The sequence below is a fragment of the Pseudomonas trutticola BRTCR10 genome, assembly GCF_056155105.1.
Window position 1 is genome coordinate 2783184 of sequence record NZ_CM149552.1, and the last position, 15609, is coordinate 2798792.

At 63.3% G+C, this 15609-nt stretch carries 2 protein-coding genes (1 of these 2 cut by a window edge); both read left to right on the plus strand.

What is annotated here, in order from left to right; all coding sequences use genetic code 11:
* Entirely contained in the window at nt 1-13056 is a 13056-nt protein-coding gene (locus tag ACVVH8_RS12560) for an amino acid adenylation domain-containing protein (protein WP_475230476.1), read from the plus strand.
* Nucleotides 13053-15609, plus strand: the 5' portion of a protein-coding gene (locus tag ACVVH8_RS12565; RefSeq protein WP_475230479.1) for a non-ribosomal peptide synthase/polyketide synthase. 15293 nt of this gene lie beyond the right edge of the window; only the first 2557 of its 17850 coding nucleotides appear in the window; it begins with the start codon at nt 13053-13055; its stop codon lies off the right edge, out of view. Before ACVVH8_RS12560 ends, ACVVH8_RS12565 begins: the two co-directional genes overlap by 4 nt.

Genomic DNA, 15609 nt, shown 5'->3' on the forward strand with positions numbered 1-15609 from the left:
ATGCATTTCAGCGAACTGATGGCTGTTATTTCGACCCATGCGATCCGCCTTCAACAGGAAGATGAAGACCTGGTCATTCTGGGCAGCGACGACGCGTTGGACGACGCGTTGTGGGACAGCCTCGCCGAACATAAGTCGCAGTTGCTGGAGCTGGTCGCCAGCCATGGCGGCGACTGGTTGAGCCCGGCCTTTCGCATCACCCCGGACATGTTGCCGCTGGTGCAGCTGGATCAACCGACCATCGACCGCATCGTTGGCGATGTGCCGGGTGGCGCCGCCAATCTGCAAGATATCTACCCGCTGGCGCCGTTGCAGGCGGGCATGCTTTACCTGCATTTGTCCGCTGCGGCAGGTGACCCTTATGTCTCGCAGGCGCGGTTCGCCTTTGACAACCGCGAACGTCTGGATGCCTTCGCGCAAGCGCTGCAATGGATGGTCGAGCGCCACGACATTTTGCGCACCTCGTTCATCTGGGAGCGGCTCGACGAACCCTTGCAAGTGGTGCAACGCCATGCGCCGCTGTTCTGCGAGGAAATCGAACTCAACACCGACGGTGACGTACTGACGCAGTTGCTGGAACGCCATGATCCACGGTTTTTCCGTCTCGATGTGCAGCAGGCACCGTTGCTGCGTCTGGTGTATGCCGCCGATCCGGACAATGATCGTGTGGTCGCGTTGTTGCTGTTTCACCACTTGATCATGGATCACGTTGCCCTCGACGTGGTGCGCCGCGAAACCCGGGCATACCTTCTCGGGCACGCGGAGCAGGTCGGCCCGGCCGTGCCGTATCGCGATCACCTGGCCAAGGCACTTCTGGGCCTGAACGAGCAGGCGCAGACCGCGTTCTTCCGCGAGATGCTCGCCGATATCGATGCACCGACGTTGCCCTGCGGTTTGCAGGACGTGCAGGGCGACGGCCAGGCTATCGAAGAGTCTTCGCTGCTGCTCGACAGTTCATTGAGCCGGCAACTGCGCAGCCAGGCCAGGCAACTCGGTGTCAGCGTCGCGAGCCTGTTGCATCTGGCGATGGCGCGGGTGCTCGGCCAGTTGTCCGGACGCACGGCTGTGGTGTTCGGCACGGTGTTGCTGGGACGCATGGAGGCGGGCGAGGGCGGTGAACAGGCGTTGGGGATGTTCATCAACACCTTGCCGCTGCGGGTGGATGTCGGTCAGGAAGGTGCGCGCGCCGCCGTGTTGGCGACGCATCGACGCCTGACCGCGTTGCTCGCGCACGAGCAGGCCTCGCTGGCACTGGCTCAGCGTTGCAGTGCTGTCGCGGTGCCGACGCCGCTGTTCAGTGCGATCCTCAACTACCGCCACAGCAGCGCCGAAGAAGTCGTCGAGGTCAACGAACTGGCGCCCGGTGTGCAGATTTTGGGCGCCCGAGAGCGCACCAACTATCCGTTGACCGTCAACATCGATGATCTCGGCGAAGACCTGCGTATAACCGCGCTCGCCGATGTCGCTCTCGGTGCAGAACGCATCGCCCGCTACCTGAACACCGCGCTGCACAGTTTGATCCAGGCCCTGCAAGCGACGCCGAATGCGCCGGTGCACGGCCTCGACATCCTGCCGGCCGACGAACGCGAGTACCTCCTGCACGGTGTCAATTCGCCGTTGCCACGCTTCCCCGACACGCCGCTGATTCACCAGCAGTTCGAAGCCCATGCGCAGGCGCGGCCCGACGCTGCGGCACTGCTTTTTGAGGGCCGCACCGTCAGCTATGGCGAGCTCAATCGCCGCGCCAATCAGGTCGCGCATCAGCTGTTGGCGCGCGGCATTCGCCCCGATGACCGGGTGGCAATCTGCGTCGAACGCGGGCCACAGATGATCATCGGCCTGCTCGGCGTGCTCAAGGCTGGCGCCGGTTATGTGCCGATCGATCCGGCGTATCCGCTGGAGCGCATCGCTTACACCCTCGAAGACAGTGCCCCGGTGGCGCTGCTGATACAGGCGCAAACCGTTGATCGAGTCGGCGCACCTGACATGCCGATCATCGACCTCGACGGCGAGCAGCTGCAGGCTGAACTCACCAGTAATCCACAGATTGCCGAGCTGACCCCGAGCCATCTCGCCTATGTGATTTACACCTCCGGCTCCACCGGTCTGCCGAAAGGCGTGATGGTCGAGCATCGCAACGTGGTGCGGCTGTTCTCGGCGACCCATGACTGGTTCAACTTCAATCCGCAGGATGTCTGGGCATTGTTCCATTCCTTCGCGTTCGATTTCTCCGTGTGGGAAATCTGGGGCGCGTTGGCATTTGGCGGGCAATTGTTGTTGGTGCCGCAGGCAGTCAGTCGCTCGCCGGACGACTGCTACGCGTTGCTCTGCCGCAGCGGCGTGACCGTGCTCAACCAGACCCCGAGTGCATTCCGCCAGTTGATCGCCGCACAGGGCCGCAGCCCGTTGCAGCACTCGCTGCGCGAAGTGATTTTCGGCGGCGAAGCCCTGGAACCTGGCCTGCTCAAGCCGTGGTATGCGCGGGTCGGCAATGCCGGCACGCGCCTGGTGAACATGTATGGCATCACCGAAACCACGGTGCACGTAACCTATCGCCCACTGGCGGCAGCGGATGCGCAACTGGTCGGCCGCAGCCCGATTGGCGTCGGCATTCCCGACTTGCAGCTGTACGTGCTGGACACGCAGCGCGAGCCGGTGCCGGCGGGCGTTGTCGGTGAGTTGTACGTGGGCGGTGCCGGGGTGGCCCGGGGTTACCTCAATCGCGAGGCACTGACCGCCGAACGCTTTATCGCCGACCCGTTCAGTGGCCGTGCCGAAGCGCGTCTGTACAAGACTGGCGACCTCGCCCGGTGGACGGCCGATGGCAGCCTCGAATACCTCGGGCGCAATGACGATCAAGTGAAGATTCGTGGTTTCCGGATCGAACTCGGCGAAATCGAAGCACGCCTGGCCGCGTGCGACGGTGTGCGCGAAGCCGTGGTCATCGCTCGTGAAGACAGCCCCGGCGACCAGCGTCTGGTGGCGTACTGGCTGGCAGCCGAAGGTGCTGAACCGAGTGCCGCGCAACTGCGTGAACAGCTGCTGGTCTCGCTGGCCGAGTACATGGTGCCGAGCGCTTTCGTGCGCCTCGATGCCTATCCGTTGACCACCAATGGCAAGCTCGACCGCAAGGCGCTGCCGCAGCCCGACAGCGACGCATTTGCCCGCCGCGGCTTTGAAGCGCCGGTGGGTGCCGTGGAAACGCTTATTGCCGATATCTGGCAGACCTTGCTCGGAGTCGAGCAGGTCGGCCGCCATGACAACTTCTTCGAACTGGGCGGCCATTCACTGCTTGCGGTGAAGCTGATCGAGCGCATGCGCCAACACGAATTGCATTGCGACGTGCGCGTGCTGTTCGGCCAGCCAAGTGTGGCAGCACTGGCGGCAACGTTGAGCGCAGCGCAAGCCATCGTGGTCCCGGACAATCTGATCGAGCCCGGCTGCGCGCGCATCACCCCGGACATGTTGCCGTTGGCCGCGCTGGATCAGGCAGGCATCGACCGGGTCATCGCAACGGTGCCCGGTGGTATCGGCAACGTGCAGGATATTTATGGCCTGGCACCGTTGCAGGCGGGGATTCTTTATCACCATCTGGCTACCCATGCCGGTGACCCGTATGTGTTGCAGGCGCAATTCGCCTTCGACGGTTTGCCGCAGATCAAGGCCTTCGTCCGCGCCATGAACGCGGTGATCGCCCGTCACGACATCCTGCGCACCAGCGTAGTCTGGGAAGGTCTTGAAGAACCGGTGCAAGTGGTCTGGCGCCGGGCACCACTGGCGCTGGAGCGAGTCGATGCCGATCTTCTGGAAGGCGATGTGCTGGAGCAGATGCAGGCACGGTTCGACCCGCGACACTATCGACTGGATCTCAATCGCGCTCCGTTGATGCGTTTCGCCTACACCGAAGATGTGGCGCGCCAGCGCTGGGTTGCCATCCTGCTGTTTCATCACATCGTGCTGGACCACACCGCATTGGAAATGCTGGTGGCCGAAATGGATGAGGCCATGCGCGAGCAATCGAGCGATCTGCCGGCCCCGGTGCAATACCGCCACTACGTAGCGCAGGCGCGGCTTGGCACGGATGCCGAGGCTCACGAAGCATTCTTCCGCGACATGCTCGGTGACATCGACGAACCGACCGTGGCCTTCGGCCTGCAGGACGTGCACGGCGATGGCAGCACGATTGTCGACACAGAGCTGATGCTCGATGCCGGCGTTGCCCAGCGTCTGCGGGAACAGGCGCGCCAGCTCGGCATCAGTGTGGCGAGTCTGGTGCATCAGGCGTGGGGCCAGGTTCTGGCGCAAATGTCGGGCCGTGATGATGTGGTGTTCGGCACGGTGCTGCTGGGGCGGATGCAGGGCGGCGCGGGTGCTGACCGTGCGCTGGGCATGTTCATCAACACCTTGCCGGTGCGCGTCAGCGTGGGGGCGACCACGGTGCAAGAGGGCGTGCGTGCCACGCACGAACGTCTGGCGCAACTGCTCGGACATGAGCAGGCCTCCCTGGCACAGGCCCAACGTTGCAGCGGCGTGTCCGGGTCGCTGCCGCTGTTCAGCACGCTGCTGAATTTCCGCCACAGTGCGCCGCAAACCGCCGCACTGGCGTGGGACGGCATTCAGATTCTCAGTTCCCGTGAGCGCAGCAACTACCCGTTGGTGATCAACGTCGATGACCTTGGCGAAGGCTTTCGTCTGGGTGTGCAGGCGTTGCCGCAAGTGGATGGCGTGCGGGTCTGCGATTACCTGCAAACCGCGTTGCACAATCTGGTCACGGCGCTGGAGTTGCACCCGACCACGCCGTTACAGCAGGTGTCGATCCTGTCGCCGAGTGAGCGCCAACGGGTGCTGGTCGGCTTCAATATCACCGGCCGTGACTATCCGCGTGAGCACACCGTGCAACGCTTGTTCGAAGCACAAGCGGCGCTGCGTCCGCAGGCACTGGCGGCGGTGCAAGGCCGGCAGCAGTTGAGTTATGAAGAGCTGAATCGGCGCGCCAATCGTCTGGCCCACCACCTGATCGGCTTCGGCGTGCAACCGGGGCACAGTGTGGCGACGTTGCTTGAGCGCTCGCTGGATCTGCTGGTGTGCATCCTCGCGATCAACAAGTGCGCCGCGGTGTACGTGCCGCTGGACATCAACGCCCCGGCCGAGCGTCAGAGCTTCATGGTCCAGGACAGCCGTGCGGTGCTGTTGCTGACCCAGAGCGATGCATCAGTCGAGTACTCGGTGCGGCGTCTGGATCTCGACACGCTGATGCTGGAGGAATATCCCGCGCATAATCCGAATCTGCCGCAGTCGGCAGAATCGCTGGCCTACATCATGTACACCTCAGGTTCGACCGGCGCGCCGAAAGGCGTACTGGTGCCGCATCGGGCCGTCACGCGGCTGGTGATCAACAATGGCTACGCCGATTTCAATGGCGGCGACCGCGTAGCGTTCGCTTCGAACCCGGCATTCGACGCCAGTACGCTGGAAGTCTGGGCGCCGCTGCTTAACGGCGGCGCGGTCGTGGTGATCGGGCAGGACGACGTGCTGTCTCGCGAGAGCTTCCTCAACGTGCTGCTGACGCAGGCCGTCAACGTGCTGTGGTTGACTGCCGGCCTGTTCCATCAATACGCCGATGACTTGATGCCGGTGTTCCGCCGCTTGCGCTACCTGCTGGTGGGTGGCGATGTGCTGGATCCTGCGGTGATCGCCCGCGTGCTGCGTGATGGCGCACCGCAGCATTTGCTCAACGGTTATGGCCCGACCGAAGCCACGACATTCACCACCACCCATGAAATCCGCGCTGTCGAAACCGGCAGCATTGCCATCGGCCGGCCGATCGGCAACGCCCGCTGCTATGTGCTTGATGCCCGTCAACAGCCGCTACCGGTGGGGGCCGTCGGTGAGCTGTTCATCGGCGGTGCCGGGGTGGCGAAGGGGTATCTGAATCAGCCGCAACTGAGCGAAGAGAAATTTCTTGCCGACCCGTTTGCCGACGCGCCGGATGCGCGGATGTATTGCACCGGTGACCTGGTCTGCTGGCTCGCCGACGGCACGTTGCAGTACCTGGGGCGCAATGATCAGCAAGTGAAAATTCGCGGCTATCGCATCGAACTGGGGGAGATCGAAACCCGCCTGAGCGCCTGTGCCGGGGTCCGCGATGCCGTGGTGCTGCTGCGCGAAGACGTGCCGGGCGATAAACGTCTGGTGGCGTGGTTCACCGCGCAGGACACTGCTCACGTGCCTGCGATCAGCGAGTTGCACGGGCAATTGCAAGGGCAGTTGCCCGACTACATGTTGCCCGCGGCCTATGTGCGACTGGACGTATGGCCACTGACGGCCAACGGCAAACTGGATCGCAAGGCATTGCCGGCACCCGATCAGGATGCCGTGCTCAGCCGGGAATTCGCAGCACCGCAAGGGGAAGTGGAAGTCGCGTTGGCGCAAATCTGGGCCGACCTGCTCAAGGTCGAGCGCATCGGTCGGTATGACCACTTCTTTGAACTGGGCGGGCATTCGTTGCTGGCGGTGAGCCTGATCGAGCGCATGCGTCAGCTCGGCCTCAGTGCCGATGTGCGCGTGCTGTTCAACCAGCCGACCCTCGCTGCATTGGCGGCGGCGGTGGGCAGCGGTCGCGAGATAGAGGTACCGGCCAACTTGATCCCGGCCGGATGCACGCACATCACTGCGGACATGCTGACCCTGACTGAACTCGATCAAGCCAGTATCGAGCGCATCGTTGCCACGGTGCCGGGCGGCGCGGCCAACGTGCAGGATATTTATCCGCTGGCGCCGTTGCAGGAAGGCATCCTCTATCACCACCTCAGCGCCGAACAGGGCGATCCGTACCTGCTGCAATCGCGTCTGGCATTCGACAGCCTCGAGCGTTTGCACCACTTCGCTGATGCTTTGCAGCAGGTCATCGTGCGTCACGACATTCTGCGCACCAGCGTGGTCTGGGAAGGCCTGCCGAGCGCTCACCAGGTGGTGTGGCGTCAGGCGCAACTGGTGGTGCGAGCGGTGCCGCTGGACCCGGCGCACGGCGATATTCTCGAACAGTTGCACCAGCGCTTCGACGCCCGACATCACCGCATCAGTCTGACCCAGGCACCGTTGCTGCGCATCGTTTATGCCGAGGACCCGGCGCAGCAACAAGTAGTGGCGATTGTGCTGTTTCAGCACTTGATCCTCGATCACACCGCGATGGACGTGGTCGGTCAGGAAATGCGCGCGATCATGTTCAATCAGGCGCACACCCTGACAACGCCAATGCCGTATCGCAACTACGTGGCGCAGGCGCGTCTGGGTGCTGACGAGCAAGCGCACGAGGTGTTTTTCCGCGAAATGCTCGGCGCTATCGATGAACCGACGTTGCCGTTCGGCTTGCAGGATGTGCAGGGCGATGGCAGCGATATCGAAGAAGCCCTGCAAGCGGTCGATGCCGGTCTGAACGTGCGGTTGCGCGAGCAGGCCAGACAGTTGGGCGTCAGTCCGGCGAGCCTGATGCACCTGGCTTGGGCGCAGGTGCTGGGCGTGGTTTCGAATCGCCGTGATGTGGTGTTCGGCACCGTGTTGATGGGGCGTATGCAGGGCGGCGAGGGCGCGGATCGAACACTGGGCGTGTTTATCAACACCTTGCCTTTGCGCGTGGATGTCAGCGAAGGCGTGCGCGCTGGCGTCAAGCGCACCCACGCCCGGCTGACTGCACTGCTGGGCCATGAACATGCATCACTGGCGCTGGCCCAGCGTTGCAGCGCGGTGTCCGCTTCGACGCCGTTGTTCAGCGCTTTGCTCAATTACCGCCACAGTGCCGCAGATTCCCAGGCACAAGAGGGGCAAGGAATCTGGGAAGGCGTGCGCCACCTGGGCGGTGAAGAGCGCAGCAATTACCCGCTGACCCTCAGCGTTGATGATCTCGGCGAGGGCTTTGCCCTGACGGTGCTGGCGGTCAGGCAGATCGGCGCGCCACGGATTTGCAGCTACATGCACACCGCGCTCGAACATCTGGTGACAGCGCTCGAGCAGGCGCCGCAACGTCCGCTGAACCGTTTACCGATTCTCTCGGTCGCGGAATACGAGCACCTGCTGGTCGGCTTCAACCAGCATTCAGCGGCGTATCCGCGTGGCGCGACGATCCATCGGTTGGTGGAGGCTCAGGCCGAGCAGCGGCCAGATGCTCTGGCAGTGGTCCAGGGCGCGCACCAGTTGACCTACGCTCAGCTCAATCAGCGCGCCAATCGCCTGGCCCATCACTTGCTCGGCCTCGGCGTGCAGCCCGATGACCGCATCGCCGTGTGCCTGCGCCGCAGCCCGGACATGCTCGTGGCGTTGCTGGCGATCCTCAAGGCTGGCGCCGGTTACGTGCCGGTCGATCCGGCGTACCCGGCGCAGCGCATTGCCTATCTGTTGCAGGACAGCGATCCCGTGGCGGTGCTCGCACAGGCTTCGACCCGCGATCTGCTGGGGCGGATGCCGGTGATCGATCTGGACAACCCCACCTGGCAACACCTGTCCGAAGCCAATCCGCAACTGCCGACCCTGACGCCGGCGCATCTGGCTTATGTGATCTACACCTCCGGCTCAACCGGTGAGCCGAAAGGTGTAATGGTCGAGCACTCGACCTTGGAAAACCTTGTGCACTGGCACTGCGAGGCTTTCGATCTACAGGCCGGCAGCCACACCGCGAGTGTCGCTGGATTCGGTTTCGACGCGATGGCCTGGGAAATCTGGCCGGCGCTGTGTGTGGGTGCGACCCTGCACCTGCCGCCGCAGTCGATCAGCAACGAACACCTCGATGACTTGCTCGACTGGTGGCGCGCGCAGCCGTTGCAGGTGAGTTTCCTGCCGACGCCGGTGGCCGAATATGCCTTCAGTCGCGACCTCGGTCACCCGACTTTGCGCACGCTGTTGATCGGTGGCGACAAGTTGCGGCAATTCCCTCGCAATCAGACCTTCGCGGTGATCAACAACTATGGCCCGACCGAGGCGACGGTGGTCGCCACGTCTGGCGCGGTTGAGGCCGGGCAGACGCTGCATATCGGTCGGCCGATGGCCAACGCCAAGGTGTATCTGCTCGACGAGCAACAGCGGCCGGTGCCGGTCGGCGTTGCGGGTGAATTGTTCGTTGGCGGTGCCGGCGTGGCACGCGGTTATCTGAACCGGCCCGAGCTGAGCGCCGAACGCTTCCTCGAAGACCCGTTCAGCGACGAACCGCAGGCGCGCATGTACCGCACCGGCGACCTCGCACGCTGGCTGGGCGACGGCACTATCGAATACCTGGGGCGCAACGACGATCAGGTGAAACTGCGCGGTGTGCGCATCGAACTGGGCGAAATCGAAGCGGCGCTGAGCCGCCACGATGCGGTGCAGGATTGCGTGGTGTTGGTGCGTGACGGGCAACTTCTGGCGTGGTTCACCGGGCAGGTGAGCGTCGAGATCGAGGATTTGCGCAGTCATCTGCAAGCGCAGTTGCCGCCAGCGCTGGTGCCGGCAGCCTATGTGCGACTGGACAGCCTGCCGCTGACCGCCAACGGCAAACTTGATCGCAAAGATTTGCCCGAGCCGGACCAAAGCGCCTGGCTCAGCCGCGAGTACGAAGCGCCGCAGGGCGCAGTCGAAACGACGTTGGCGCAGATCTGGTCTGACGTGCTGCAGGTCGAACAGGTCGGCCGTCACGACAATTTCTTCGAACTGGGCGGGCATTCATTGCTGGCGGTGACGCTGATCGAACGCATGCGTCAGGCCGATCTGCGCACCGACGTGCGCGTCCTGTTCAGCCAGCCAACCCTGGCTGCGCTGGCCGCTGCGGTGGGCAGTGGCCGCGTGGTCGAAGTGCCGGCCAATCTGATTCCGGCCGATTGCACCCACATCACCCCGGACATGTTGCCGCTGGTGCAACTGGACCAGGCCAGCATCGAGCGCATCGTCGCCACGGTGCCGGGCGGCGCGGCGAATGTGCAGGACATTTATCCGTTGGCGCCATTGCAGGAAGGCATTCTTTATCACTACATCACCGCTGAACGCGGCGATCCGTACCTGCTGCAATCGCGTCTGGCGTTCGACAGCCTTGAACGGCTGCAAGCCTATGCCGACGCATTGCGTCAGGTCATGGCGCGCCACGACATCCTGCGCACCGGGGTGGTCTGGGAAGGGTTGACCGCGCCTGTGCAAGTAGTCTGGCGCGCAACTGAACTGCCGGTGCAGGAAATCGCGCTCGACCCGGCGGCGGGCGATGTGTTGTTGCAGTTGAATGAGCGTTTCGACGCGCGGCAGTTCCGTCTGGATATCAGCCAGGCGCCATTGACGCGTCTGGTGTACGCGCAGGATCCGGTCAACGATCGGGTGGTGGCGATGCTGCTGTTCCATCACATCGTCATGGACCACACCGCGCTGGAAGTCGTGCAACAGGAAATGCTCGCGATTCTCTTGGGGCACGGCGAAGCGCCAATGCCGGCGGTGCCTTACCGCAACTATGTGGCCCAGACACGGCTGGGCATCAACCAGCAGGAACACGAAGCGTTTTTCCGCGAGATGCTGGGCGCCATCGACGAGCCGACGCTGCCATTCGGCATGCTCGATGTGCGGGGCGACGGCAATGACATTGAAGAAGTCCGCCAAAGCGTGCCCGAGGCATTGGCCATGCGCCTGCGCAGTCAGGCGCGGCAGTTGGGCGTGAGCGTTGCCAGCCTGTTCCATCTGGCATGGGCACAGGTGCTGGCGGCGACCTCGGGTCAGGACCGCGTGGTGTTTGGCACCGTGCTGCTGGGGCGGATGCAGGGTGGTAGCGGTGCTGATCGCGGCCTGGGGATGTTCATCAATACCTTGCCGATACGCGTGGATCTGGGTCAAACGCCAGTGCGTGCCGGTGTCAGGGCGACGCATGCGCAATTGACTGCATTGCTCGGCCACGAACATGCACCACTGGCGCTGGCCCAGCGTTGCAGTGGCGTGAGCGGGTCATCGCCATTGTTCAGCGCCATGCTCAACTATCGCCACAGCGTCAGCGAGCAACAGCAGCAAGCCGCTCGCCTGAGCTGGCAAGGCATCGATAGCCTCTCCAGCGAAGAACGCACCAACTATCCGCTGAGTCTCAACGTCGATGACCTCGGTCAGGGCTTTTACCTGACGGTCATGACCCCTTCGAACATCGGCGCAACGCGGGTTTGCGGTTACATGCAGCGGGCCTTGTCGAGCCTGGCCGAAGCGTTGGAGCAATCACCGCAGGCGCCGTTGAACCATCTGCCGGTGTTGCCAGAGGCAGAGCGGCAGAAATTGCTGTGCGAATTCAACGCTACCGAAGCCGATTATGATCTTGAGCAAACGCTCCATGGTCTGTTCGAGGCGCAGGTACAACGTACGCCACAGGCGCCGGCCGTGGCGACGGCAGCGCAACAACTGAGCTATGCCGAACTGAACGCCCGGGCCAATCAACTGGCGCGACACCTGCGAGGCCTGGGCGTGCAGGCGGATTCGCGGGTGGCGATTTGCGTCGAACGCAGCCTCGGTATGGTGGTCGGCCTGCTGGCCATTCTCAAGGCAGGCGGCGGCTATGTGCCGCTGGATCCGGCGTATCCGTTGGAACGTCTGGCCTACATGCTGCAGGACAGCGCGCCAGTGGCGGTGCTGGTGCAGGGTTCGACTCGTGCGTTGCTGGGCGAGGTTGATGTGCCGATGATCGATCTCGATCAACCGCACTGGCAAGCGCAACCGATGGACAATCTGCCCGGCGCTGGATCGACTCCACAGCACACTGCGTATGTGATCTACACCTCCGGCTCGACCGGCCAGCCCAAAGGCGTGGTCAACGAGCACGCCGGGGTGGTCAACCGCTTGTTGTGGATGCAGGACGCTTACCCACTGACGGCGGCGGACACGGTGTTGCAGAAAACCCCGTTCAGTTTCGACGTGTCGGTGTGGGAGTTTTTCTGGCCGTTGATGACCGGTGCGCGCCTGGTCATGGCTCAGCCTGGCGGGCACAAGGATCCGCAATACCTCGCAAAAGTGATTGAGGCCGAGAACATCACCACGCTGCACTTTGTGCCGTCGATGCTCGACGTGTTCCTTGCCAACAGTGACACCGAACGCAGCAGGGGGCTGCGGCGGGTGATGTGCAGCGGTGAGGCGTTGCCGGGCAGTCTGGTGCGACGTTTCAAACTGCAATTGCCGGGCAGCGAGTTGCACAACCTGTACGGCCCGACCGAGGCGGCTGTCGATGTCACCGCGTGGAACTGCGCCGGGCCCATCGAGCAGACACCTGACAACACCCCCATCGGCAAACCGATTGCCAACACCCGTATGTACATCCTCGACGCCCAGCAACAACCGGTGCCACAAGGCGTGATCGGCGAGTTGTACATCGGTGGCGTGCAGGTCGCACGCGGCTACCTCAATCGCCCGCAACTGAATGCCGAACGCTTCCTCGACGATCCGTTCCGGCCCGATGGCCGGATCTACCGCACTGGTGATGTCGCCCGCTATCTGCCCGACGGCAACATCGAGTACCTGGGCCGTAACGACGATCAGGTGAAAATCCGCGGCTTGCGTATCGAGCTGGGTGAGATTCAGGCGCGCATGACTGCGATCGCCGGCGTGCAGGAAGCCGCGGTGCTGGCCCGTGAAGAGGTCCCGGGGGACAAGCGTCTGGTCGCGTATTACACCGGCGAACGTCTGGAAGTCGACGTGTTGCGCGGGCATCTGCTGGAGCATTTGCCCGATTACATGGTGCCTGCGGTGTTCGTGCATCTGCACGCGTTGCCGCTGAGCCCCAACGGCAAACTCGACCGCAAGGCCTTGCCGGCACCGGATCAGAGCGCGCTGAAAACCCGTGAATACGAAGCGCCGGTCGGCGAAGTCGAAATCACCCTCGCACGGCTCTGGGCCGAGTTGCTCAACGTCGAGCGGGTAGGGCGGCACGACCATTTCTTTGAGCTGGGTGGTCACTCATTACTGGCGGTCAGCCTCATCGGCCGGTTACGTCAGGAAGGCATGGAAGCCGATGTCAGGGCGCTGTTCGAACAGCCGACCCTGGCCGGCTACGCCGCAATTACGGAAAGAATGGAGATCGTCCTGTGAATGTGATCGAACTGTTGGCAACCCTGAAAAGCAAAGACATTCAGTTGGCGGTCAGCGACGACCAGTTGCGCGTAAACGGCAACAAGCAGGCCTTGAGCGATCCGGCATTGCTGGCAGCGCTACGTGAGCACAAACCGGCGCTGATCGAACTGATCAAGGCCGGGCAATATTCGGCCACCAAGGCTGGCCAGATCGACGTGCCGGCCAACGGTATTGTCCCCGGCACCACGCGCATCACGCCGCAAATGCTGACCCTCGCCGAAGTTGATCAAGCGACTATTGACCGCTTGATCGCTGACGTCCCCGGCGGCGCCGCCAATGTGCAGGATATCTATCCGCTGGCGCCGTTGCAGGAAGGCATTCTTTACCACCATGCGAGCAACGAGCAGGGCGATCCGTACGTCATGCAGTCGTACTTTGCGTTCAGCAATCGCCAGCGTTTACAGGCTTTTGCTCAGGCCTTGCAAACGGTGATCGATCGCCACGACATCCTGCGCACGGCAGTGCATTGGGAGGGGCTGGATACGCCGCTGCAAGTGGTCTGGCGCCAGGTGCAACTGCCCGTAGAAGAAGTGCTGCTCGACCACGACGGCGATGCCTTGCAACAACTTCACGAGCGTTTTGACGCGCGACATTTCCGTCTCGACGTTACCCGGGCACCGCTGATGCGTCTGGCGTACGCCTGGGATGAGGCCGGTCAACGGGTCGTGGCGACGTTGCTGTTCCATCACATGGCGCTGGATCACTCGGCGCTCGACGTGGTGCGGCACGAACTGCAAGTCTGTCTCACCGGCCAGCATGAATTGCTGGGGCGGCCAGTGCCGTTTCGCAATTACGTCGCGCAGGCACGGTTGGGCATCACAGAGGCCGAACATGAGGCGTTTTTCCGCGACATGCTTGGCGATATAACCGAGCCGACGCTGCCGTACGGCTTGCACGATGTGCAGGGCGACGGACTCGGCATCGCCGAACTGAGCCTGCCGATCAACCCGTTGCTGGGGCAGCGTTTGCGGGCGCAGGCGCGTCAGCTCGGCGTGAGTGTCGCGAGCCTGTTCCATCTCGGCTGGGCGCAGGTGCTGGCGGTGCTGACCGGCAAACCCAATGTGGTTTTCGGCACGGTGTTGATGGGGCGTATGCAAGGCGCCGAAGCCACGGAGCGCGCACTGGGGATTTTCATCAATACCTTGCCGCTGCGGATCGATGTCGATGCGCAGGGCGTGCGTGCTGCGGTCGATGCGACGCACAAACGCCTGACCACGTTGATGCGTCACGAACACGCGCCGCTGGCGTTGGCACAACGTTGCAGCGGTGTGGTCGCGCCCACGCCGTTGTTCAGTGCCTTGCTCAATTACCGCCACAGCCACACGGCGGCGACGGCCAGTGCCGAGACCCTCGCTGCGTGGGAAGGCATCAGCACCCTCAGCTCCGAAGAACGCACCAATTACCCGCTGACCCTGAGCGTCGATGATTTCGGCGAGGCGTTCAGCCTGACCTTGCTGGCCACCACTGAGGTTGACCCGCAGCGTATCTGCGAGTACCTGCACTGCGCACTGGAAAGTCTGGTGCTGGCGCTGGAGCAAGCGCAGGACACCGCGCTCAACCAGCTGCCGATTCTGCCGGCGGCCGAGCGCGAGCAAGTCTTGCTGGCGTTCAATGCCACCCACGCCGACTACCCGGCAACGCTGACCATCGCGCAACGTTTCGAGGCGCAAGTGGTGCAGCGGCCGGAAGCCGTGGCGGCGGTTTTTCTCGATAAGCCATTGAGTTATGCCGAGCTCAACCGGCAGGCCAATGCGCTGGCGCATCACTTGATCGAACTCGGGGTGAAACCCGATGATCGTGTCGCCATCGTCGCCCGGCGAGGCCTCGATACCCTGGTCGGGCTGCTGGCGATTCTCAAGGCGGGCGCCGGTTACGTGCCGATCGACCCGGCGCATCCGGCAGATCGTCTGCACTACTTGCTGAGTGACAGCGCCCCGGTTGTGATCCTCACCCAGAGCACTTTGCACCAGCGCTTGCCGGCGCTGAATGTGCCGGTGATCGACCTCGATCAGCGCGCCTGGCCGCTGAGCGTGACCGCTGATCCGCAGGTGCCGGGCCTGACCAGCGCGCACCTGGCGTACGTGATCTACACCTCCGGGTCCACCGGCTTGCCGAAAGGCGTGATGGTCGAACACCGCACACTGTCGAATCTGGTCGACTGGCACTGCACCGCGTTTGACCTGTGCGCCGGTCGCCACACATCGAGCCTTGCCGGGTTCGGTTTCGACGCGATGGCGTGGGAAGTCTGGCCGGCGTTGTGTGCCGGCGCGACCCTGCATCTGGCACCGACTCACGAAGGCAGCGAAGACATCGACGCGCTGCTCGATTGGTGGCGCGCCCAGCCGCTGGACGTGAGTTTCCTGCCGACGCCAGTGGCCGAATACGCCTTCAGCCAAAACCTCGAGCACCCGACGTTGCGCACACTGCTGATCGGTGGCGACCGCTTGCGGCAGTTCAGCCGCAACCAGCAATTCGACGTGATCAACAACTATGGCCCGACCGAAGCCACGG